We start from the raw sequence: 24,816 nt of genomic DNA on the forward strand, positions 1-24,816 counted from the left end.
CGTGGTACTTGCCGTAGCTGTACAGCCATTGGCATCTTTCACCGTTAAAGTATAATTACCTGCACTTAATGCTGAAAATACATTACTACTTTGGAAAGTCGAACCATCTTTTGAATAAGTATAAGCCGTTGTACCACCGCTTGCCAATAAACTAATGCTACCCGTGCTGTTTGATTGACAAGTCAAATTCGTTGGGGTGGCTGTCAAAGTTATGTTTGATACAGTAATAGTTATAGTATTTGAAGAACTACTTTCACAACCAGTTACAGTACATATTGCGGTATAATTCGTAGTTACACTTGGCGAAACACTTAATGGACTCCCTGTACCTACTATTGTATTTGAAGCATTTTTCCAAGTTATTGTTCCTTCACATGAATTAGAAATACTTAGATTCGTACTTGAACCAACACATATTGTAGTACTGCCAGTTGCAGTTGGTGTTGTTGGAATCGAATTTATTGTCACAGCCACCGCCGTTCTATCAGTTTCACAAGTGATTAAAGGGCTTGAACCAACTACTGCAAATGCTCTTGCAACATAGTAAATTTGTGAGGCTGTTAATGTTGGTGTATTATATGTTTCATTTCTTGTTCCAGATGTTGGAGATAATGCTGTAATTGAATTTGCTGCATTATACCAATTAAATGTTCCCAAAGACACACTACTATTTGCTGAAAATGAGGCTGAGCCGCTCCCACAAAAACTTGACGAAGCTGGGTTGACCGTTGGTATTCCACTAAGTGAATATGGTGCATTTACAGTAATAATATTTGAAGTTTTGGTACAATATTCTGAAACTACTGTAACTGTATAATCGCCAGCAGTTGATGTAGTATGTGTCGAGTTCGTTGCTCCCGATATTCGATTACCGTCCAAATTCCATTGATATGAATACGAACCCGTTCCACCAACTGGTGAAGCAGTTAAGGTCGTTGTTCTATTTAAAACACCTGTTCCACAAAAATAAGTATTTCCTGAAATAGTCACAGATAAAGGTGGAGTAACAGAAACTTTTGCAATGGCCATGTCACTACATCCAAATTGAGATCTAACTGTTCCAAAAAAGGCTGTAATTTGTGTTGTTGTTGTTGGGTTTATAAATACACCACTTATTGAATTTGTGCTTCCGCTATTCGGGCCTGAAAGATTAGTGGTGTTATCTCGATTCCATGAAAAGGTGGTCGTTCCATTGACAGATTTTCCATCAGAAATAAGCAAATTAATACTTTCTCCGCTACAAATTTTTGCAAAATCGGGTGTTATTGTTGCTTGAGGTATTGGATTAACAGTTATTGTGAAGTTTCTTGGACTTCCCACACATGTTATTCCGTCATTCGTATAAGAAGGTGTTACGGTAATTACGCCAGTAACTGATGTATTTCCAGTATTTGTAACCGTAAATGTAGCAATATTGCCTGTCCCACTTGCGGCTAATCCTATCGCTGTATTAGTATTTGTCCAATTATAAGTTGTTCCGCTTACTGCTCCTATAAAATTTGCCGATGTTGACGTTCCACTACACAAGCTTTGATTTGAAACTGCATTTACTGTTGGGGTTGGATTTACCAAAATAGTGAAATTTTTGACCGTTCCTGAACATGTAACTCCATTGTTTGTATAACTTGGTGTAGTGGTAATTACACCCGAAATTGGTGAACTACCAGTAATTATAGCTGTAAATGTTGCGATATTTCCTGTCCCACTTGCCGCTAAACCAATGCTTGGATTTGTGTTTGTCCAGCTATAAACAGTCCCAGAAACTGCCCCTGTGAAAGCAATCGCAGTTGCTTGAGTGCCATTACACAAGGTTTGGTCTGTTATCGCATTAACCGTTGGAATCGGATTTACTGTAATTGTAAAGCTTGTTGACGAGCCTATACAAGTGAGTCCATTATTGGTATATGTTGGTGTTATCGAAACTATTCCATTTATGGGTGAAGTTCCAGAATTGGTTGTAGTAAAGGCTGCAAGGTTTCCTGTGCCGCTCGATGGCAAACCTATATTTGAATTAGTGTTCGTCCAGTTATAAAGTGTACCACTAACAGCCCCCGTAAAATTAACTGCTGAACTTGTTGAACCATAACAATGCGTTTGATTTGCAACGGCATTAACTGTTGGCGTTGGATTGACTATAATATCAAAACTTTGTGTTAAACCTGTGCAAGTTAAACCACCATTTGTGTACGAAGGTGTAACCGTTATCGTGCTAACAAGTGGAGAAGTACCTGTGTTTGTTGCAACAAAAGCCGCAATATTCCCTGTGCCACTTGTAGTTAAACCAATGTTTGAATTTGTGTTTGTCCAGTTATAAATCGTACCTGCAACAGCTCCTGTAAATGTAACTTGCGTAGTTTGTGAGCCATTACATAAGGTTTGGTCCATAACCGCATTGACTGTTGGAATTGGATTCACGGTAATGGTAAAACTTTGCGAACTTCCTGTGCAAGTTACCCCATTGTTGGAATAAGACGGCGTAACGTTTATTGTTCCTATATTTGGAGAACTGCCAGAATTTGTAGTAGCAAATGCAGCAATATTTCCAGAACCACCTCCTCCCAAGCCGATGTTTGTATTCGAATTTGTCCAATTATAAACTGTTCCACTCACTGCTCCTGTAAAATTAATTGCGTTTGTTGTAGCTCCAGAGCAGAGTATTTGATTGGTAACAGTATTGACTGTTGGTGTTGGATTGACAGCAATTGTGAAAATTTTCGGTGTACCCGTACACGTAACTCCTCCATTTGTAAATGACGGACTAACAGTTATTTCGCTAAAAATTGGTAAACTTCCAGTATTTGTTGCTGTAAATGCTATAATATTTCCTGTCCCACTGGCAGACAAACCAATGCTTGTATTTGAATTTGTCCAGTTATAAATCGTTCCAGTAACCGCTCCCAACATGGTTATTGCCGTAGTTTGCGAACCATTACATAATGATTGGTCTGTAATATTATTAACCAATGGAGTTGGATTTACCGTAATTGTAAAATTCTGAGGTATTCCTGTGCAAGTTACACCTTGATTCGTATATGATGGCGTAGCTGTAATCGTTCCTGAAATTGGACTACTGGTCGAATTAGTCGCCGTAAAGGCTAAAATATTGCCACTTCCGCTCGCAGAAAGGCCGATATTTGTATTTGTGTTTGTCCAATTATAAATAGTTCCACTTACCATACCTGTGAAATTTACTGCCGTAGTTGTAGAAGTATTGCAAAGGACTTGATTCGTTATCGAATTAACAGTAGGAATAGGGTTGACTGTGATATTAGCGGTTGCGACCGTACTTTTACAATTATTTGCAACAATTTCGCAAACTGCATAATAATTGGTTGTTGCACTTGGTGTAACTGTTACTGACGAAAGAGAGTTGGTCAAATTAACATCTGAATACCATAGAGGAACACCCGTGTTACAGGTTGCTGATAAATTTACACTTTGCCCTGCACAAATAGTTGGAGAAGTCACTGTTGGAGCAGCAGGTTTTTCAATTATTTCTACATTCAATGTTTTTGTACAACCTCGTGCATCAATTACTTGGGCAATGTGAGTTCCAGCCGATAAACCAGTAAACGAACTCCCACCCCAGCTACCACCATCAACTCTATATTGATATGGAGCTAAACCTCCTGATGCACTCAAGCTAAACATACCCGTATTTCCGACAATGCAATCATTTTGACTTACAAGAGACAATACAATATCTGCTACAGTATTTATACTCAACGTTTTTTCTAAAATGCAGCCATTTGCATCTTTCACTCCCACAGTATAAGTTCCTGATGATAGATTTGAAAATGTAGTTGTGCTTCCATAACTACTACCATTTATATTATACGTTAATGCTCCAGTTCCTCCAGCTCCCGAAATAGTAATTATGCCATTATCTCCAGTTGTACAATCATTAGATGACTGAATTGAAAGGGACAGTGGGTCAGCTTGTGTTATATTAACAAACTGAGCAATTAAACATCCTTTGCTATCTCTGGCAGAGATCGTGTATGAGCCAGCAAAAATACCAGCAAAAACATTATTAGTTTGAAAATCAACACCATTCTTTGAAAATTGATAGCCCGGTGTTCCACCTGTAGCACTGGCGATAATTGTAACTGGCGAACCAGCACAAGCAGCATTACCTACTTCCAAGCTCAATGCTGGATTAGGATTAACCACTATTGCAATCGCTGCCCTCTCAGTTTCACAACCATTTTGTGTCTGAGAAGCATAATAATTGGTTGTGCCAACCGTATTGGTAGATGGCGTAGGTGCAGTATTAGTGCCAACCCCACCTGTTATAGTATTATACCATAGAACTGTTGCTCCCGAAGCCCCCACTACATTTAATTGGGAAGCTGTAATCCCTTGGCAATATTCGGTTGTACTTGATGGCAGTGTTGCTGGTGTTTGATTGACTGTAATTGTTATATTTCCTGCCGTGCTTTTACACCCTGAGGCACTTACACATGCACCATAATAAGTTGTGGTCATTGTTGGTCTGACCGGACTTGAAACTACATTTGTTAATGCCGGCTCTGTGTACCAAGTTATAATTCCTGAACTACAAGTAGCCGTTAAAGTAGAACTTTGTCCCGAACAGATTGTAGTCGAACTCGCTGCAATACCTGTGGGTGCTGATGGGGTAGGGTTTACATTTACTGTTACATTTTCTGCGGCACTTTTACAGCCTAATCCACTCACACAAGCCACATGATAGGTTGTAGTTGTAATTGGACTTACTGTCGTTGCTACCGTCGTTGTAAGGGCGGCATTGGTGTACCAAGTTATTGTACCACTTGCACAGGTAGCTATCAAAGATGTACTCTGCCCAACACAGATTGTGGCAGGACTTGCCAAAATATTTGTAGGAGTTAATGGAGTAGGGTTTACTGTAACAGTTATATTTCCTGCACTACTTTTACAGCCAGCCGTACTTACACAAGCTACATAGTATGTTTTTGTACTTGTTGGACTTACTGGCGATGTTACCTCCGTTGTAAGTGCATTACTGGTGTACCAAGTTGCAGTTCCACTGCTACATGTTGCCGACAAAGCAGAGCTTTGTCCTGAGCAGATTGTAGTGTGACTTGCCGAAATACTTGTTGGTGCTGATGGTATTGGATTTACAGTTATAAAAATATTTCCAGAGGGACTTTTACAACCTAATGCACTTACACATGATACATAATAGGTTGTAGTTGAAGTTGGACTTACAGTATTTGAAACAGTATTTGTTAAAGCTGCATCACTAAACCAAGTTGTTGTTCCTGTACTACAAATAGCTGATAAAGTTGAACTTTGCCCTGAACAGATTGTAGCGGGGCTTGCCGAAATACTTGTTGGTGCAGATGGTGTTGGGTTTACAGTAACAGTTACATTACCAAATGTGCTTCTACATCCAGTATTACTTAAGCACGCAACATAATAGGTGGTTGTATTTGTCGGACTGACTGAATTTGAAATAGTATTTGTCAATGCAACATCATTATACCAAGTTACTGTTCCGTTACTACATGCTGCCGACAAAGTAGAACTTTTACCCGAACAGATTGTGGCTGGACTGGCCGAAATACCAGCGGGTGCTGTTGGTGTTGGATTTACTGTTATAGCTATATTTCCTGCGGTACTCTTACAACCTGATGCACTCATGCAGGCTACATAATAAGTAGTTGTGCTTGCTGGACTTACCGAATTTGAAATCAAATTTGTCAATGCTACATCGCTGTACCAGGTTACTGTGCCTGTACTACATGTGGCAGATAAGGTTGAACTTTGTCCTGAACAGATTGTAGCTGGACTTGCCGAAATACCAGTTGGTGCTGTTGGTGTTGGGTTTACAGTTATTGTTACATTTCCCGAGATACTTTTGCAACCACCACTTCCTATACAAGAAACATAATAAGTTGTTGTTAATGCTGGGCTAACTGTGCTTGTAACTGTACTCGTAAGCCCCGCATCACTATACCAAGTTGCAGTACCGCTGTTACAAGTTGCCGATAAAGTAGAACTTTGTCCTGAGCAAATTGTAACCAAACTTGCCGAAATAGCTGTTGGTACTGTCGGTGTAATATTTATTGCTCCTACCGTAACATTTGTGGTGGAAGTACATCCACTTGCATCGGCAGCCATAATTGTATAAGTTCCCGCTGTTAAGTTGCTAAAAGTACCTGCTGGGCTTTGTGTGCCAATATTTGGCGAAATAACATACGAAATCGTCCCAGTTCCCCCAGTTGCTGTTTTAACTATTTTACCATTGTTTCCGTCACTACAAGTTACATTTGTAATAGTTGATGCCTCAAAAGTAATAGCAGTTGGTTGAGTAATTATGAGCGTACTAAACTTTGTACAGATATTATCTTTTACGTAGAAAGTATATGACCCCGCCGATAATCCCGAAAATATATTACTTGCTTGATAATTTGTTCCGTCTTTACTATACGTGACAGAACCCGTTGGTGTACCTGTATAATTTACGGTAGCGGTTGAAGTTCCTCCATTACAAGTAATTGCCGTTGAACTTGTCGTTACGCCTGTCAAAGTACAACAGCCTACTGAGGCAGTTCCTGCATTTGCAGGAAAATTCACAGTAGTCGCTCTGTTTGAGTAGTTAGTAACTACCAATACATAAACCTTCCCAGCTGTAACCGATGCAATTGATAGTGAGATATTTGCAGAACTTGAATAATCACAAGTTAATGGCGAACTTTGAGTGGCGAAACAAGCATCAGCGACTGTATTTACTGGTCCCCAAATAGCTCCATCCACATCTACATTTGATGTATTTGTTACATTAAATGAAACAGACCCACTTGTCGAGGGAATAAAATAAAACCATGATTGATTGGGACTTGTTCCAAGGCATCCCCATTGAGTTGAGGCCGTACCTCCGTTTGTGGTATTACCCACCAAAGCTGCAAATGAAGTACCGCTGCAAAGCTGTGCATCACTCGACGTTGAAAGTGCCGCACAAGAAGTGGCTGGTGTATTAATTAAAGGCTTGAAGTTTTTTAATGAAATAGCATTTGTAGCAGTATTACTCTTATCTAAACTTACCGAAACAGTTTTCCATGCACTCACACAGCCTGTTTTTGGTTCTTCGTACCTTACATAATACTCTGTTGGAGTTGTCGTAGGTGTAATCAATGTTACACCACCAGTATTTTGTTCATGTTTCCATCTAAGTTCAACACCATCTATTTCTTTAGTACCCAAATAAAACGGTTCGTTGGAAGTTACATTATAATCTCCTGGAACCGTTGGGGTACCTGTAAAATTGGGCAGACTTACACTAATTGTTATTTTATTTGAAGGTTTACTTTCTCGTTCACCTGCTTTGCGAATGGCATAATAAGTCGTGGTTTCTTTAGGTGAAATTTTTAAAACACTACCGCTTCCAACAACTTCATTCGAACTCGTTTTCCAAGTAATATCGCCATTGTGAGCATCTGTAACCTTCAATTCTGTACTTGTTCCAGCACAAATCTTTGTTGTTCCAGCTAATATTTCTGGAACTTTTATTGCAGAATCAGCTTTGAAAAAATGTTTAGTACTTTCAAGCAGATTTGTTGTATTGGAAAATTTAGTATTAATTCTATGAGCCTCAGTAATTATTGAATTAATGAAAAATAAAAAAAATAATAAATTACCTTTTTCAATTAGGAAAAATCGTTTGCTTACTGCCATTATAATTACAGTTTATTGTATATTTGTCATAAATCATTAGGTCTGATGTAGCAAATTTTGATGATGAGGTATTGGTTAAAAAGTTTTATTTAGGTTAATTCAAACAGCACATAAAATGTCTGAATTCTATCATTATTTTTCAAGATAATTTAGGTTTAACCAACAGACAATGAATCCAAAACTTTGCTTTTCTGATTACGTTAGGACGAAAAAAAAGCTACGAGTAACAACTTTCATACTAAAAAAACAATGGAGATGAACTTGAAAGGCCTAAAGGGGCGGATAAAAGTAAATTAGGTAACTATTAAAGTTGAGATTGAGACACTTCTTGATAATGGCTCAACAAAAAATAATTGCTCTGAATACCGATTTTACAAATAGTTTTGAATTGATTTTTACATTATAGTTTTAAAATTGAAACCTGTCTTTGCTACATTGTTTTCTTCTTTTGAGTAATATTCGTTGATAACACGGTCGCTGCCATAATTTACTTGATCGGTACTTGAATAATTCAGCCCAATAGATTAATACAAATAAGCATTTTAGACAATTGTTTGAAATGATTTACGTCAATCATGCTGATTTGACTACTCTGATTGTTGCCAACTTTCTTTTCAGCCAGTAGAGTGTGTGTCAACCAAAGCCATTATCGAGTTTACTTGGTTGGTTAAATCTAAAAATGGAGTGGGTAGAACTTGCCCGTTAGAAATGATTTTTACTTGATTTTCATTTACAATAAAAAGCCTGTAATCATTGGCATGAGTGATGTCAACGATTGATGAAAAAGCATCAGAAACCAAATTTACTTGTATGTTGGGTGATTGAGCAAAGAATTAATGGGCTTAAGATAAATAATAGTGGAGTTTTCTTTTTGGTTTACATTAAATTAAAGAGTAAAAAAAAGGCAGCAAATAAATCGCTGCCTTTGAATATTATATTACCACATTCACAATCCGCTTCGGAACAACGATGATTTTCTTAGGCTTTGCACCTTCTAACCATTTTACAACTAATTCGTTTTCTAAAACTAATTTCTCAATTTCTTCTTTGCTCATGTCGGCAGGAAAATTGAGTGTTGCCCGAACTTTTCCATTTACTTGAATTGGATATTCAAATGAATCTTCCACTAAATGTTTGGCATCGAACGTTGGGAATTGTTGAGCCGTAATACTATCGGTATGCCCCAAAACTTGCCACAATTCCTCAGTTACGTGCGGAGCATAAGGTGACAAAATGACCAATAATTGCTCAAGAATCGATTTTTTATGGCATTTTAGGTCTGAAAGTTCATTCACACAAATCATAAACGAACTAACCGAAGTATTGAATGAGAATGACTCAATATCTTCGTTTACTTTTTTGATTGTTTTATGCAAAGCTTTCAATTCTTCTTTGCTTGGTTCAGTATCAACTACCAAATTTTTACCATTTTGGTCGAAGAACAAACGCCATACTTTACGCACAAATCTATACGTACCTTCAATTCCACGAGTATCCCACGGTTTGCTTTCGGTCAATGGACCTAAGAACATTTCGTAAAGACGGAATGTATCAGCACCATAACGCTCAACGATTGTATCTGGATTTACAACATTGAACTTAGATTTTGACATTTTTTCTACCTCCGAACCACAAACATACTTGCCGTCCTCTAAAATAAATTGAGGGTCATCTCCAATATCATTTCGTGTAGCTTTGAATTTTTCTACGTCTAAAATGTCATTATCCACTATATTTACATCAACATGAAGTTTTGTAGTTTCATATTGGTCTTTTAAGCCGTAAGAAACAAAAGTTACTTTGTCAGAATCTTTTAAACGATAAACGAAGTTTGAACGCCCCATAATCATCCCTTGATTGATGAGCTTCATGGCATATTCTTCTTGCGGAACATGACCTCTGTCTTTCAAGAATTTATTCCAAAAGCGGCTATACAAAAGGTGACCAGTAGCATGTTCTGTTCCACCCAAATAAAGGTCAACATTTTGCCAATAGTCAATCGCTTCTTTCGAGGCAAACTCTTGGTCATTGTTGGCATCCATGTATCTGAACCAATACCAGCTACTTCCTGCCCAACCAGGCATCGTGCTTAGCTCATATTCATTTCCTTTATAATTCCAACCTTCGGCACGGCCGAGTGGAGGTTCGCCATCTTCGGTTGGTAAATATTTGTCAATCTCTGGTAAAACCAAAGGCAAGTCTTCTTTATCAATTAGATAGGGAAGACCATCCTTAAAAAACACTGGCACAGGCTCACCCCAATAGCGTTGGCGGGCAAAAACCGCATCACGTAAACGATAATTCACTTTTCCTTTGCCAATACCTTTTTCTTCCAACCATGCAATCAATTTGGCCGTTGCTTCTTTGTATTCAAGGCCATTTATCATGCCTGAATTAATGTATTTTCCCTCTTTGGTGGCATCGGCTTGGGTTTCAATATCTGCTTGAGCATCAAGTATTTGTACGATTGGTAAACCAAAATGTGTGGCGAAATTCCAGTCACGTTGGTCGCCCGAAGGTACCCCCATAACTGCACCAGTTCCGTAACCTGCCAATACGTAATCTGCAATCCAAATCGGCACTTTTTCGCCACTGAAAGGATTGATACAATAACTTCCTGTAAACGCCCCCGAAACCGTTCTAACATCAGACATACGGTCGAGTTCTGAACGTTTTTGAGTTTCGGAAATATAATTTTCGATGCTTTCTTTTTGTTCGGGTGTTGTCAAAGAAGCCACTAATTCATGCTCAGGAGCTAAAACCATGAAAGAAACTCCATAAATGGTATCAACACGAGTCGTGAAAACTTCGATAAAAGCCCCCGAAGCGTCGGTCGCCCCCGCCCCCGATGGGGGAGCTGTATTTGTTCCCCCATCGGGGGTTAGGGGGCTAATAGCAAATTTTACCATTGCTCCAACCGAGCGACCAATCCAGTTTTTTTGTTGCTCTTTCAATGAATCTGACCAATCAACCAAATCCAAACCACTAATCAAGCGGTCGGCATAAGCTGTGATTCTCATTACCCATTGTTGCATTTTTTTCTGAATAACAGGGTAGCCACCACGCTCCGAAACGCCATCTTTTACCTCATCATTCGATAAAACCATTCCCAATGCTGGGCAGAAGTTTACTACTGAATCAGAAAGATAAGTTAAGCGATAATCCAATGAAATTTTGTATTTTTCGGTTTCACTAAATGCTTCCCATTCTTCAGCTGTAAAGCTTTGAGCATCGTCATTACAAGCTGCTTTTACCCCCGATGTTCCATTCTGCTCAAATTTTGCATATAAAGTTTCAATAGCTTCGGCTTTATCCGATTCTTTGTTATACCAAGAATTGAACAATTCCATGAAAATCCACTGTGTCCACTTGTAATAATTGGGGTCAGAAGTTCGTACTTCACGACTCCAATCGTAGCAAAAACCAATCTTTTTTAACTGACTAATGTAAGTTGTAATATTATTTTCGGTTGTGATTGCTGGGTGCTGCCCTGTTTGAATGGCATATTGCTCGGCTGGAAGTCCAAACGAGTCAAAACCCATTGGGTGAAGCACATTAAAACCTTTCAGACGCTTGTATCTTGAATAAATATCGGTTGCTATGTAGCCCAGTGGATGCCCAACGTGCAGGCCAGCTCCCGAAGGATACGGAAACATATCCAACACATAAAACTTTGGTTTTGTGTGGTCGATTTCTACTTTGTAAGTTTGGTTTTCTTCCCAAACCTGTTGCCATTTTTTTTCAATTTCACGATGGTTGAACTCCGACATTTCTTGAATTAGCTTTTTGCTATTAGCTATCAGCTATTAGCTTTTTTTAGAATATTTTAAAATTTTGAGTAAAAACAATAAATACTTTGAGCTAAAAGCTAACTGCTAATAGCTAAGTGCTTAAATTTTTACGCAAAAATACAATTTTAAAGCTGTATCGTTGTTATTTTGTGCCTACAAAATCAAACCTTTTCAATCTTATGTCCAGAAAGGTAATAATTTCGCTTGTAATTATTTTAGCAATTGCTTTATTATCAGTGTTTTATGCTAAAACAAAGACGCAAAAGTCGCCTTTAGTTCTAATGACTGATTTTGGGGTAAAAGATGGTGCGGTGGCAGCTATGAAAGGTGTTGCATTGAACTTAGCCCCTGATTTGATGATTCAAGACCTTACCCACGAAATTCCTGCTTATAATATTTGGGAAGGTGCATTCAGATTACAACAAACTGCTCCTTATTGGCCAACTGGAACCGTCTTTGTTTGCGTGGTTGACCCAGGAGTTGGGACTGAGCGTAAATCTATTATTCTGAAAACCAAAGCCAATCACTATTATGTTGGCCCCGATAATGGCCTTTTTACATTAGTTGCTGAAAATGAAGGCGTTGAAGAAATTCGTGAAATTTCGGCGGCCAATCGTTTGCCAAATTCTCAGAATTCATATACTTTTCATGGTCGAGATGTATTTGCTTATTCGGGAGCGAAATTGGCTTCTGCTGGAATTAACTTTGAAGAAGTAGGGGAGAAAGTGGCTGATAATAAATTAGTTATGCTCGATTATCCAAAGCCAAAAGTTGAAAATGGTTTGATTTCGGGAGGGATTCCGATTTTGGATATTCAGTACGGCAATGTATGGACCAATATTGACTCAAAAACTACAAATCAGCTTGGATTAAAGATTGGTGATAAGCTTTCAGTAGAAATTTTTGATGGTGAAAAGAAGGTTTTTGAAGAAGAAATGCCTTATGTGCATACATTTGGCGATGTAAAAGAGGGCGAAAACCTGTGCTATATGAATAGTTTGTTGAATTTATCTTTTGGAATCAATATGGATGATTTTTCAAAAAAATATAAAGTCGGCAGCGGCACAAATTGGCGAGTTGAGTTGAGGAAGTTGTAAAATTGAGATTAGTTTAATGAACAAGTAAATTTCATTGCCGTCAGCTAAAGCAGACGGCAATGAATCTTTCTGATGGAATTAACTATTAAAGCACTGATTTTATATCATACATTTCAGAAATTACTTTAAAAGAATCCATCAAGGCGTTGAATCTGATTGTATCTAAATTTGTAAGCATATCTGTTGGAATACGGCTATTGGTTTCGATTTTCAAGCCTCTATTTTGTAAGAATAATTTAGCCGAAAAAGGGTAAAAGGTATGTGTTACTCTATCCATCATCGTCAGAATGGCATGCAGTTGATTCAGTTTTTCTGTTCGGCCATTCGTGAAAAACTCATTTAATAAATAGCTGTATGGCTCAGGATAATAATTGGCTGAAATAGGTGAAATACCTCTTGCACCAGATTCGAGTGAGTCGAGAGCCGTGGCTGTATCAGCGTTATATAGTCCAAAATTTGTTCCTTTTACGGCGGCTGATTTTCGCTCGAGCGAAATAGAGTTACAGCTTGTATCTTTGTGATACACAAAACGTCCAGTCGACGCCATCCATTTGAGCATATCTGTGCTTAAAAGACGTTTATAAGGAACTGGACATTCATAAACTCCCAAAGGAATATTGCCTGTTTCGCTCATAATTTCTTCCAAACGAGATTTCAAGACATCATCACTTTCATCGGGTTCTACGAGCATACTTGTAATCAAAATCACAGCATTTATGCCCGTATCGTATATTTTTTTGATAAAATCTGTATTTGTAGCACCGCCTCGATTAAAAGTTCCAGTGGCAACAACTGGCACTTTATCTTGACAAAACTTAACGACACTACTCGTGAGCAGTAATCGTTCTTCGGTGGTGAGTTGATACATTTCGCTCGAAAGACAGTTGGTAAACATACCATTTGAACCAGCATCAAGATACATATTTGTTAGCCTTTCTAAGCCATCTATATCAATTTGATTGTTGGTTTTGAATGGAGTAATCATCACAGGCCAAAGCCCTTTGGGTAATAAATTCATTGTTTAAGGAAGGTTGAATGATTTGTTAAATAAAATATTGTTCTGGTAAAAGTTGGCTTTACAGACTCAATCAAGTTTTATCAAAAATATTTGCTTGGTTTTTATGCCAGTTGCTTCGTTTTCTAAAAGTCTGTTAAAGGCAATCGTTTTTCCATCGTGCGATACAACTAAATTAGTTGGCGATGGCGTGCTTGATTTTGAAATGATTTGTAATCGTTTATCAAAATCAAGGTCATTGATTTTAATTTCACAAATACTTCCATTCCAAATATAAAAAATACATTTGCCTGAAGGATGCCATCGAACACTGCCTTCAACGTCAGATTCGTGAAAAGTAATTTGTTTTGGATTCCCTCCATTTGGTGAAATTGTGAATATTTGTTTGATATTTTTTTCATCTTTTGCCAAAAAAGCAAGCAAACTTCCTTCAAAATTTGACCTGACAATGCCAGTACAACCTGCATGAGAATTTTTTGCGGTGAAAGTTAGACGTCTTTGAGAAGCACCCTTTGGTGGTTGAGGTAATTGAGATTCCGTACCTTCCAAAGGACCGAACTCACCATCAACTTCAATGTTTTCTGGAATGTCAACTATAAAAACTTCATCAACATTTTCTCCATTTTCTGTTTTTATAGTGCCAATAAATGCACGAGCCATTTGGCGAGTTCCATCTGATTTCAAATAACCATTTTTACCAACCCAACTATCACCAGCCGCATGGCTTATTTCATCGCTGCCATTTTTCGGATTTGGCACAACTCTCACAACCAATGCCGAAAACCATTCGCCCGAAAGGTTTTCTCCATCATTTTTCTCTGAAATATTTACTGATTTTCCTTTCTTTGAAACTCCAATTGTTCGTAAGTTTTGTTTTTGACCCGTAGCATCTTCGAGTGCCTTCATCACATCATCATTGTAGGTAAAGCCAATCCAGTTGCCGTCTCCACTAAATTCGTGTCGATGAGTTCCGCCTCTCAGTGCACCTTTTGAAAATGGAAAGTTTATGTCTCGGGCATCAACAAAAATCGGGTTTTCGTTTCTTGACACATCAATCATTACTCCAGTGCGTCGCCATTGTTGATAGGGATTTTGTTCAGTAACATTGTTTAAGCCATGAATAAAAACAATCTGATTAGCAACTGGTGAATAGCTCGCTGCCCCAACACCTGGACCGAAATTTTGGTTATTTTGTACCTCATAAACTACCTTTTTTTCGCCCGTCTTTATATTTACTTTTTCAATCTTTGCCGATGCGGCAATTCCTCCATCATCGGTGCGGGTATCGTACACTAACCATTTATTATCAGGCGAAAAATTATCGTTGTTATCTAAATCATGGTGATAGCTGAGGTCGTTGGTTAATTGTATTTCGGGTAAAAAACGCATGGTTTTACAACTTGTCAATAAGAGAAAAATTAAAGGAAAATAGCTTCGCATAGCTTCGAGGTTATTTGTTTTGTGGCTGGCTAATCACCCCCAAATATCTGCCAAGCCAGTAGGGTAGTAGCCAAATATCGCCTGCACTATGCTCCGAAGTTCCGTTTCCTTTTGTTCGGTCCAGATTAAACATATTGGCATTATGTCTTTGAATTGGTCGTTCGTCGGGCGGTAATACTTCATTAATAGTTTGGCTGCGGAAGTTAGTAGAAATTTTCTCAATATCCTTCCTGTGGCTATTCATAATTGTCCAGTCGATGAGGTCGAGTGGGTGTTCTTTCAAATACCAAGTAGCTTCGTTTAATTCAAAATTTTGTGTGCCTGTCACGGCAGTAAAAATATTCCACAAACCTTCTTTTTCGGGGCGTTCAGCTTGCCAATGGTCGATAATTGCTTTTCCATAGTGAGCTTTGAGCGTGTCATTTAAAGCATAACGATATAAACCCCAATAACCCAGAAAATACATTTCATCGTCGGAATGATTCCACGCATCCGACATTTTTTTGCTGTGTTCGTCGGCATCTTCGGGGGCATAACCAATTTGTTTCATTGGTCTCATCAAATTTTCGAAATAGCCGTGTTTTTTCATTAATTCAAATGCTTTTTCTTTATAAATTGGCTTTTTTGTGAAATAATAAGCCGTTTGAAGCATGGCAATGATATTCGATGAATTGAGTTTACGGTCGCCAACATTAGTTGGGAAAGCATTTACATAACTCGGATTCCAACGCCCCCAAGCGGTTGGTTTTCCATCATAATCAATTAAATACAAATCGTTTCGCACGATATGCCCCATGAGCGTATCAATGAGGGCGACCGCTCGCTTTTTGAGGTCAGGGTCTTTGATGAGTTCGGCCATCGCACCGTAGACAAAAATATGTCCGATAGCCTCATCGCTGCTGGTGGTTGCTTTCCAGTCCCATTCTTTGTCGGGCGAGTGTTGCCAGCGGTCAGGGTCGGCAAGTTGTTGAATAAAGCCGCTTCGCTCAAACGAACGAGAAGGAAAGCCAGCGATTGGATTAATGGAATAAAGCCTTTCCATAGCGTCGAGCGATTCTCGACAGTTTTGTAAGGCATCTGCATCTTTAGTAACCACATACCGAAAAATCTCCGCTCCCAAATACATCGAAGTCCAAAGTCCATCATTATCAGAGTCGGCTAAATAACCAGTTGAAAGATTTCCTTTTTCCATGTTATCAAGCGAGGCATTGAAACCGTTTCTTATGTGTCGGCTTCTAACTTGTTTTTCAAAGAAAACGGCTTTTTCGTGCAAGGTCATTTGTTTGAAACAAATTTGAGATAGTCCTTTATCGCTAACAATTAAAACGGAGTTCTCTGGACCTTCGGAGATATGTTTGATTTGATTACTCGTTAGCCAGCGTTCACCATTATAATAATCAAATTTTCCATCTTTTTTCAAGGCAAAAGCCCCGTTAGTAGTGCCAAACCAAACCTTTTCACCAATACTTTTGATGGTCGTAATTTCGGTCGTCGGTAGTTTCGTTTGCTTAATGCCAATCTGCTTTTTTGTGGCAATATTTACCAAGAAATAGCCATCATTTGTACCGATGTAGAGGTTTTTATTATCTGTTGAAAAATCAAAAGCAGTAAAATTGTTTCCTTCAAAAATTACGTCGGTTTTCTTAGTTTCAGCTGAAAAAGTTGAAACTGACTTTCTACCCAAAATCCAAAAAAGATTAGTTGAACTTTGAAATTTCAGGTCAATAATTTCATCTTTAAAATCGGATAATTTCCATAAAGTTTGTGTTTTATCAATCAATTGGAGTGCTTTTCCATTTGAGATAAGTAAATTGAAATTTTTGCCTCCAACAAATAATTTTGCATCAGAAAGCTCATGTTTGGCAAATAAACTTCCTGCCCAAGCATTGCTGAAAACTGTTTTATCATCCAGCAAGACGAATTGCTCTTCGTACAAACTAATTCCTTTGATATTTTTATTTTGAATAGTTCTGTAAGTATTATCTGCAATTAGATTTCCTGCATAAAGAAATTGTCCATCGTGTGGAACTAATAAACCTGCCGAGGAATATATTTTAATATTGCCATTTCGGTCTGAAAAGGCTTTTTGCGGTGAAACTGCATCGTTTTTGGTGTAAAACTTGATGCTATAATCTTGTAGAAAGGGTTTGTCTTGATAAACTGGTTGTTTTGTTTGAGCCAGAACAAGACCCATTTTTAGCGAAAATATGAATAAAAGTATGTTTTTCATTTGAGGCGAGGATTTGATATGAAATCAATAAAGAGGAATTTTTTGAGGATTTACAACTACATACTTGATTGACTTTTTATCTTTTTCGAGATGGTATGAATAAGTGATATGCAATAATCCGTCAGAAGTTTGAATCAGTGAAGGATAAGAAAAACTTCCTTTATTTGGTTCTACTTTTTCGAGATAAGTCTTCCATTTCCAAGTATTTCCTTCATCATCTGATAAAAATAATCCAATTCGGTAGCGACCGTCATCAATATCATTTCCAACAAAAGCCCAGCGGCCATCTTGCAGCACCAAAAGTTCAACACTTGCAGTATTTGGAATAGTGGTTTTGGTGCTTACTTGCCAAGTTTCACCATTATCTTTTGATTCGCTTGTGTGTACTCTGGCGGGGTCATCGCCGCTATCACGCATGAGAGCGAATAAGTTACCGTTTTTCTTTTGAATAATAGCTGGTTGAATCGGCCCACGACCCACCAAAGGCAAACTTGGTCGCCAAGTTGAGCCATCATCATCAGAAATCGCCATTATCGACATATTGAAACCATCGGAATATAATGGTAAAATTATTCGTTTATTGGGCAAAAGGAGCGGTTTTATGCGAGTCATCCAGCCAAAACTACGTTTTACTGGGTCATTACTGGCACTAATGATTGATTCATCATATTTTGGAGCGTAACCTGCCCAACCTGCCGTGCTGGGTGGTGTTTCTTTTAGTTTTTGGGTTACTTCTTTTGCAAAATTATCATCGGGTTTCAGTAAAATATTATCTTGCCAATTCCAAGTTGGAGGGCCACTTTTCAGATAATCTGTCGATGTGCGAAACCTTAGAACGGATTGTTCCCATTTATTGGCTTGAACTGCAATCCAGACCAAGAAAAGCTTTTTTTCATGGTTCAAAAATAGTACAGGATTACAATCAGGAATATTAGGCGTATCGGCCATCAAAAAAGGCTCAGACCAAGCTGATTTACCTTTTTCGAGCCTTGCACCCATAAGTCTTACATCATCAGACGTACGTTCGCCGCTTCCTTGAAACCAAACACATAAAAAATCTCCGTTGGGTAATGCCACTATACTACTCGCGTGTACGTGTTTTTCTTGCATCGGAAAAATAAGTGTAGATGAATGGATAACAGGGTTTTGTGCAAAGAGGAGTTGTGTACTTAATAGTAGAAAAAAATGTAAACATGAATAGTTTCTCATATTTAATGGCTTAGGTTAAAAATGTTTTGAAAGAGAATAGACTGTAAATAAAGCCTGTTGACTTGTGGTATATCGACTGTGGACTACCCATATTTCAAATTTATTAGATTTTATTGAGTATTTATTAAAAAAAATCAAGAATATTACGTGACTTTTTTCAACCTTCTAAATCAAGCCTCTTTTCAGACATGAAATCTATTTCAATCAAGACATTTATTTGTTTTTTAATTTACCTTTTTAATGTTAGTGTTTTTGCTCAAAATGCAGCTGTTACACCACAGACAGCACTAAGAAGTTATTTATCAAATAATGACAAAAGTTTTCAGTGGGAATTAAAAGATTCTTCGGCAATGGGGAATGTAATGATTTATCAACTATTGCTCACTTCGCAAAAATGGAGAAATTATACTTGGCGGCACCAACTCACTGTTTTTGTACCGAAAAACCGACAATACAGTGATGCTCTTTTGTTTATAACTGGTGGCTCAAATAAAGACGAACAACCCAATTGGAGTAAATCAGATGGTTTATGGCCTTCGTTGGCGGGAGTGGCTGAAAAAAATAAAGCAACAGTGGCTTTGATTCGTCAAGTACCAAACCAACCGCTCTATGGAAATTTGACCGAAGATGCATTGATTTCATACACCTTACATCAATTTAAACAAGACAAAGATTATACTTGGCCCTTGTTGTTTCCAATGGTAAAATCTGCTGTTAAGGCAATGGATGCTGTGCAGGAATTTACGAAACAAAAGCAAAAATATGAAGTAAATGGTTTTGTGATTTCGGGTGCATCAAAAAGAGGTTGGACAACTTGGCTATCTGCTGCCATTGATGATAAACGTGTGAAAGCAATAGCCCCTATGGTGATTGATATGCTTAATATGCCCGCCACTCTTAACTATCAATACACAACTTATGGTGAGTATAGCGTTGAAATTGAAGACTACGTAAAACTCGGCATTCCGCAAGGGACTGATACCGAAGATGGAAAAGCAATTACGGCAATGATTGACCCATTTTCTTACAGAAATAAGCTAAATGTACCGAAAATGATTTTTATAGGTACTAATGATGAATATTGGACAGTTGACGCCATTAAACACTATTTGGACGAAATTCCTGGTAAAAATATGATTCATTATGTGCCGAATGTTGGCCATAATTTAGGTGGAGGAAAACAAGCTTTTGAAACGTTAAGTGCCTTTTTCGGACTTACGGTTTTGAATCAACCGTATCCAGTAAATTCGTGGGAAATTACTTCAAATAAAGTTAATGCAGAATTGACTGTTAATGCAGTACCAGAAAATTTACTTGAAGCAACCTTATGGCAAACGACTTCCTCTGACCGAGATTTTAGAAATAATCTTTGGCTAAGCAAGAATATTAAACTGAAAGATTTACCAAAAATTACAGCTTTATTACCACTTCCTAAAAAGGGTTATCAAGCATTTTATGTAGAAACCAAATACAAAGACCCGAACGGAGGAACATTTAGTGTTTGCACTCGTGTGTATGTGACTGATAATGAGAAGGTTTTGTAGAAAATGAATCATTTAGGTTTTGTAGAGACGTTGCATGCAACGTCTCTACGTAATTCTGCACACTATCTATTCCGCCAAACAGGCTTCCTTTTTTCTTTAAAAGCCAAGATTCCTTCTTTTGCATCTTCAGATTCTCGGATTTCTTGCAAAATGCCCAACAAATAATGGTGTTGTTGGTTTTCTGGTAAATTTGAGAAATTATTTATTGCTTCAAAGCCTTTTTTTATCGCAAACGGTGAGTTTTCTAAAATGCTATTTATCAGAGACTTCGTTTCTTGTTCGATATTTTCTTTTAAAGAAATATGCGTCACGATTCCCAGCTCAAAAGCCTCTTTTGCTGAATAGTTTTTACCCAAAATGGCCATTTCCATTACTTTACGCTGGGGCATAATTTTGAGTAAAGTCGCCATTACCTGCATCGGAAAAATCCCTCTTTTTACTTCGGGTAGGCCAAACAAAGCATCATTGACCGAAACCACAAAACTGCATCCTCCAATAATTAAAAATCCACCCGCAAAAACACTTCCTTCCACTTTGGCTATACAAGGTTTTTCAAGATTTTTGAAAGCATCACCAATCGTAATTTCTTTCATTGGCTTTGGCAAACTCTCATTTTGAATATCTAAAGCTGGGTTTTGAAAAATAGTCAAATCCATACCTGCACAAAATGCTGGTCCTTCGGCTTGGATTAAAACACACCAAATATCATTTGCTTGGTGGGCAAATTCTAATGCAAACGCCAACTCTTGAAGCATGGTAGGAGTGAAGGCATTGCGTTTTTCAGCACGATTAAGTGTTATGGTAAATAAATTATCATTCTGCTGAGCTTTTATCAACTGAAACTCAACTGAGTGAAATTTCTGTATGTCAGATAATTTAAAAAACATCTTTGATTGTTATGGATTTTAAGAAATAAGTTCGTGAAATGCAGTTTTTAGAATACTTAATTGCTTTAATTTTTTTTCAATTTGATTTTTTGTGTGAAAGTTATTATCATGATTGAAATTTATTAGATTTTCAGTATCCATATTTCCCACTAAGTCATCAGCAGCCATAGGACAACCACCATAGCCTAAAATCGCCCCATCAAATCTTCGGCAGCCAGCATTATAAGCTGCATCAATTTTTTCTTTCCAAGTTTCAGGGGTTGTATGTAGGTGTGAGCCAAATTCCAAGTTTGGATATTTTGGAATTAAATTATCAAATATGTATTTGATTGAATCTGGGTCTGCTACACCAACTGTATCTGAAAGGGAAAATATCTTTATTCCTAATTTTTGTAATTCTTCTACCCAATACAAAGCAATTTCAGCATTCCATACATCACCATAAGGATTCCCGAAACCCATTGAAATATAGATAACTAATTGTTTATCAGCTTTTTCTGTAATCTCTTGAATGGCTTTGACTCTTTCCATTGAATCGGCAATGGTTGAATTGGTATTACGTAATTGAAATGTTTCGGAAATAGAAAAAGGATAACCAAGGTAGCTAATTTCATCGAATTCGCATGCTTCGGTTGCTCCACGTTCGTTGGCAATAATTGCCAAAAGTTTTGTGTTTGTATGAATCAAGTCTAATTTTCGTACAATTTTGGCAGTATCGGCCATTTGTGGCATTGCTTTCGGTGAAACAAAACTTCCAAAATCAATAGTATCGAAGAGGTTGCTTTCGAGCAGTAAGTTTAAATACTTGATTTTCTTTTCAGTTGGAATAAAATGCTTTATTCCTTGAATAGCATCTCGTGGACATTCAATTAGTTTCATATTTTTGTTTTACCACGAAGGCACTAAGAGCACAAAGTTGCACTAAGTGCCTACTATGTGTTCTTAGTGTCTTATCGGACCGCTGTTGCGGTGGTGAAATATTATTTACAAATCTCTCTACTAATAACCAATTTCTGAATTTCAGAAGTTCCTTCTCCAATCGTGCAAAGTTTGGCATCACGGTAGAACTTTTCGGCTGGAAAATCTTTGGTATAGCCATATCCTCCATGAATCTGTATGCCTTCGGTTGCCACCTCAACGGCTATTTCTGATGCAAAAAGTTTAGCCATTGCACCTTCTTTGGTCATTTTTTTGCCTTGATTTTTAAGCGTTCCTGCGTTTCGAGTCAGTAATTCGGCCGCTTCAATTTTGGTGGCCATTTCAGCCAATTTGAAGCTAATTCCTTGAAAATTAATGATTGCTTTGCCAAATTGTTCTCTTTCTTGGGCATATTTTAAGGCTGCTTCATAAGCTCCACGAGCAATTCCAAGCGAAAGAGCTGCAATAGAAATTCTTCCACCATCCAAAATTTTTAGTGATTGGACAAAACCATCACCAATATTTCCTAAAACATTTTCTTTATGCACACGACAGTTATCGAAAAATAAACAAGCCGTTTCGCTTGCTCGCATTCCGAGTTTATTTTCTTTTTTACCTGCCGTAAAACCTGGAGTTCCTTTCTCGATGATTAAGGCCGTCATGCCATGTGAATCTCCTTTCGCTCCGGTTCTTACAATTACTACCGCCACCTCTGAGCTAATTGCATGGGTAATAAAATTCTTAGAACCATTCAAAACAAAATAATCACCATCTTCAACTGCTGTTGTTGACATTCCACCAGCATCAGAGCCAGTTCCAGTTTCAGTCAATCCCCAAGCCCCAATCCATTCGCCTGAAGCGAGTTTTGGTAAATATTTTTGCTTTTGTTCTTCGTTTCCGAATGTTAAAATATGGTTCGTACAAAGTGAATTATGAGCAGCTACCGAAAGCCCGATTGAGCCACATACTTTTGAAATTTCGTCGAGAATCGTGATATATTCTTGATAACCAAGCCCTGAGCCACCGTACATTTCTGGAACCAATATACCCATAAAACCATATTCTCCCATTTTATGAAATAATTCTACTGGGAAAGTCTGTTTTTCGTCCCAGTCCATTAGGTGTGGGCGAATGTGGTTTTCTGCAAAGTCTTTTGCACTTTGACGAATCATTTCCAATTGTTCGTCAATTTCAAATTCTACGTGTGTCATATTAAATTTTAGGTTTGTTGATAAATTAGTTGTAAAACTAATCATTGTTTTGGCAACTATTTAACATATTTGCAGAAAAATTGTTTAAATCTTAGAGAAAATATAATTATTTTGCTTCATCAACGAAATATAACAAGAATTATGCTAAAAATGGAAGATTTATTGAAGGAATTGACTGAGCGGTACGAGAAATTGAAATTAGGTGGTGGCATAAAAAAAATACAAGCCCATAAAGCCAAAGGAAAACTTACTGCTCGTGAAAGAATTGACTATTTGGTTGATAAGGATGCCGAGTTTGTAGAGTTTGGCACATTTGCTGGCGAAGGCATGTACGAAGAAGAAGGAGGCTGCCCCAATGGTGGTTGTGTCTGTGGTATAGGCTATGTCAGTGGAAAAATGTGTGTGATAGTATCGAATGATGCGACTGTGAAGGCAGGAGCTTGGTTTCCGATTTCGGCTAAGAAAAATCTGAGGGCTCAAGAAATTGCGATGGAAAATCGCTTGCCAATTATCTATTTGGTCGATTCAGCGGGGGTTTACTTGCCCATGCAGGCCGAAGTTTTTCCTGATAAAGAGCATTTTGGACGAATTTTCAGAAACAATGCTCATATGTCATCGATGGGTATTCCGCAAGTAGCTGCTATTATGGGAAGCTGTGTTGCAGGTGGAGCATATTTGCCAATTATGTCTGATTATGCTTTGATTGTTGAAGGAAGTGGTTCTGTTTTTTTAGCTGGTTCGTATTTAGTTAAGTCTTCAATAGGAGAGGATATTGACAATGAAACTTTGGGAGGGGCAACAACTCACTGCGAAATTTCGGGCGTAACGGATAATAAATTTCCGAATGATGAGGCTTGCTTAGATGAAATTCGTAAGATTTTTGATAAAATGGGACATTTCGATAAAGCTGGTTTTGATAGGAAAGAGGCAGTTTTACCAACAAAAGACCCCAAAGAAATTTATTCGATACTACCAACTGACCGTACAAAACCGTATGATATGCTTGAAATTATTGAGCGAATTGTAGATAATTCGGAGTTTGACCAATATAAGAAAGGTTATGGACAAACAATTTTGTGTGGATTAGCCAGAATCAATGGTTGGGCAGTTGGAATATTGGCTAATCAAAGGAAAATAGTTAAGTCGAAGAAAGGCGAAATGCAAATGGGAGGGGTGATTTACTCCGATTCTGCCGATAAAGCAGCTCGTTTTATTATGAATTGTAACCAACAGAAAATTCCGTTAGTTTTCTTTCAGGATGTGACTGGCTTTATGGTTGGAAGTCGTTCCGAACATGGAGGAATCATTAAAGATGGTGCGAAAATGGTCAATGCAATGGCTAATTCGGTTGTACCAAAGTTTACTTTTATCATCGGGAATTCTTACGGAGCAGGTAATTACGCTATGTGTGGCAAAGCTTATGACCCACGTCTGATTTACTCTTGGGTAACAGGCCAAATGGCTGTAATGAGTGGAGCATCAGCCGCTAAAACTTTGGTTCAGATTCAGACAGCTACATTAAAATCAAAAGGTGTAGCAATCGGTGAAGCCGAAGAAAAAGAATTATTGGACAAAATCACCGACCGATATAATTCTCAGTTAAGTCCATATTACGCTGCATCCAATCTTTGGGTTGATGGGGTAATTGACCCTCTCGAAACCCGAAAAATCATTTCAATGGGAATTGAAGCTGCGAATCATGCTCCGATTACGAAGCGATATAATGTAGGAGTAATTCAGACGTAGAATTGTAAATTAAAAGTCAAAAAGCTGTCAAAATTACATTTGACAGCT

The 24,816-nt window shown here is 37.9% G+C and carries 13 protein-coding genes; 3 read left to right on the plus strand and 10 right to left on the minus strand.

The genetic code is table 11. The annotated features are described in order from the left end of the window. The 3 genes from ABR854_RS04095 to leuS form a co-directional block, all read right to left on the minus strand. Positions 1–7,680, minus strand: a 7,680-nt coding sequence (locus tag ABR854_RS04095; RefSeq protein WP_350264087.1) for an Ig-like domain-containing protein, incomplete at its 3' end; no start/stop codon positions are given. A 614-nt stretch (positions 7,681–8,294) separates the two neighbouring features. Next, positions 8,295–8,480, minus strand: a complete 186-nt coding sequence (locus tag ABR854_RS04100) for a hypothetical protein (RefSeq protein WP_350264089.1) — start codon at positions 8,478–8,480, stop codon at positions 8,295–8,297. Positions 8,481–8,612: 132 nt separating this feature from the next. Next, the gene (gene leuS / locus ABR854_RS04105; RefSeq protein ID WP_350264090.1) at positions 8,613–11,450 is read right to left on the minus strand and encodes a leucine--tRNA ligase; all 2,838 of its coding nucleotides are present in this window, start codon (positions 11,448–11,450) and stop codon (positions 8,613–8,615) included. Between the two features lie 200 nt (positions 11,451–11,650). Here leuS and ABR854_RS04110 point away from each other — a divergent pair, with 200 nt between their 5' ends. Continuing rightward, positions 11,651–12,568 carry an SAM hydrolase/SAM-dependent halogenase family protein gene (locus tag ABR854_RS04110; protein ID WP_350264091.1) on the plus strand — a complete coding sequence of 306 codons (918 nt, stop codon included), beginning with the start codon at positions 11,651–11,653 and terminating at the stop codon, positions 12,566–12,568. An 85-nt stretch (positions 12,569–12,653) separates the two neighbouring features. Here ABR854_RS04110 and ABR854_RS04115 read toward each other — a convergent pair whose 3' ends face one another. From ABR854_RS04115 to ABR854_RS04130, 4 genes are all read right to left on the minus strand, one after another. Continuing rightward, complete coding sequence (locus ABR854_RS04115; protein ID WP_350264092.1) at positions 12,654–13,586, minus strand: dihydrodipicolinate synthase family protein; 933 nt, start codon at positions 13,584–13,586, stop codon at positions 12,654–12,656. A 66-nt stretch (positions 13,587–13,652) separates the two neighbouring features. Next, positions 13,653–15,023, minus strand: coding sequence for a DUF3748 domain-containing protein (locus ABR854_RS04120; protein WP_350264093.1), 1,371 nt, complete (start codon positions 15,021–15,023; stop codon positions 13,653–13,655). Positions 15,024–15,033: 10 nt separating this feature from the next. Next, complete coding sequence (locus ABR854_RS04125; protein WP_350264094.1) at positions 15,034–17,253, minus strand: ligand-binding sensor domain-containing protein; 2,220 nt, start codon at positions 17,251–17,253, stop codon at positions 15,034–15,036. 24 nt (positions 17,254–17,277) lie between these two features. Beyond that, the gene (locus ABR854_RS04130) at positions 17,278–18,462 is read right to left on the minus strand and encodes a sialidase family protein (protein WP_350264095.1); all 1,185 of its coding nucleotides are present in this window, start codon (positions 18,460–18,462) and stop codon (positions 17,278–17,280) included. Positions 18,463–18,650: 188 nt separating this feature from the next. On the opposite strand from ABR854_RS04130, the gene ABR854_RS04135 reads away from it, so the two are divergent. Continuing rightward, on the plus strand, positions 18,651–20,006 hold the full coding sequence (locus ABR854_RS04135; protein ID WP_350264096.1) for a PhoPQ-activated pathogenicity-related family protein: 1,356 nt from the start codon (positions 18,651–18,653) through the stop codon (positions 20,004–20,006). Between the two features lie 62 nt (positions 20,007–20,068). Here ABR854_RS04135 and ABR854_RS04140 read toward each other — a convergent pair whose 3' ends face one another. The 3 genes from ABR854_RS04140 to ABR854_RS04150 form a co-directional block, all read right to left on the minus strand. Next, the gene (locus ABR854_RS04140) at positions 20,069–20,893 is read right to left on the minus strand and encodes an enoyl-CoA hydratase/isomerase family protein (protein WP_350264097.1); all 825 of its coding nucleotides are present in this window, start codon (positions 20,891–20,893) and stop codon (positions 20,069–20,071) included. An 18-nt stretch (positions 20,894–20,911) separates the two neighbouring features. Further along, positions 20,912–21,772 carry a hydroxymethylglutaryl-CoA lyase-like TIM-barrel protein gene (locus ABR854_RS04145; RefSeq protein WP_350264098.1) on the minus strand — a complete coding sequence of 287 codons (861 nt, stop codon included), beginning with the start codon at positions 21,770–21,772 and terminating at the stop codon, positions 20,912–20,914. 101 nt (positions 21,773–21,873) lie between these two features. Continuing rightward, positions 21,874–23,022, minus strand: coding sequence for an acyl-CoA dehydrogenase family protein (locus ABR854_RS04150; protein WP_350264099.1), 1,149 nt, complete (start codon positions 23,020–23,022; stop codon positions 21,874–21,876). A 141-nt stretch (positions 23,023–23,163) separates the two neighbouring features. On the opposite strand from ABR854_RS04150, the gene ABR854_RS04155 reads away from it, so the two are divergent. After that, positions 23,164–24,768, plus strand: a complete 1,605-nt coding sequence (locus tag ABR854_RS04155) for an acyl-CoA carboxylase subunit beta (protein ID WP_350264100.1) — start codon at positions 23,164–23,166, stop codon at positions 24,766–24,768. Positions 24,769–24,816: the final 48 nt, after the last annotated feature.

This window comes from Emticicia sp. W12TSBA100-4 (assembly GCF_040253585.1).
Lineage (GTDB): Bacteria > Bacteroidota > Bacteroidia > Cytophagales > Spirosomataceae > Emticicia.

Bases quoted from the DNA above. Each gene is read 5' to 3' on its own strand.
- ABR854_RS04130 (WP_350264095.1), bottom strand. From the start codon at position 18,462: ATGAGAAACTATTCATGTTTACATTTTTTTCTACTATTAAGTACACAA.
- leuS (WP_350264090.1), bottom strand. From the start codon at position 11,450: ATGTCGGAGTTCAACCATCGTGAAATTGAAAAAAAATGGCAACAGGTT.
- ABR854_RS04145 (WP_350264098.1), bottom strand. From the start codon at position 21,772: ATGAAACTAATTGAATGTCCACGAGATGCTATTCAAGGAATAAAGCAT.
- ABR854_RS04155 (WP_350264100.1), top strand. From the start codon at position 23,164: ATGCTAAAAATGGAAGATTTATTGAAGGAATTGACTGAGCGGTACGAG.
- ABR854_RS04115 (WP_350264092.1), bottom strand. From the start codon at position 13,586: ATGAATTTATTACCCAAAGGGCTTTGGCCTGTGATGATTACTCCATTC.
- ABR854_RS04150 (WP_350264099.1), bottom strand. From the start codon at position 23,022: ATGACACACGTAGAATTTGAAATTGACGAACAATTGGAAATGATTCGT.
- ABR854_RS04125 (WP_350264094.1), bottom strand. From the start codon at position 17,253: ATGAAAAACATACTTTTATTCATATTTTCGCTAAAAATGGGTCTTGTT.
- ABR854_RS04140 (WP_350264097.1), bottom strand. From the start codon at position 20,893: ATGTTTTTTAAATTATCTGACATACAGAAATTTCACTCAGTTGAGTTT.
- ABR854_RS04110 (WP_350264091.1), top strand. From the start codon at position 11,651: ATGTCCAGAAAGGTAATAATTTCGCTTGTAATTATTTTAGCAATTGCT.
- ABR854_RS04120 (WP_350264093.1), bottom strand. From the start codon at position 15,023: ATGCGAAGCTATTTTCCTTTAATTTTTCTCTTATTGACAAGTTGTAAA.
- ABR854_RS04135 (WP_350264096.1), top strand. From the start codon at position 18,651: ATGAAATCTATTTCAATCAAGACATTTATTTGTTTTTTAATTTACCTT.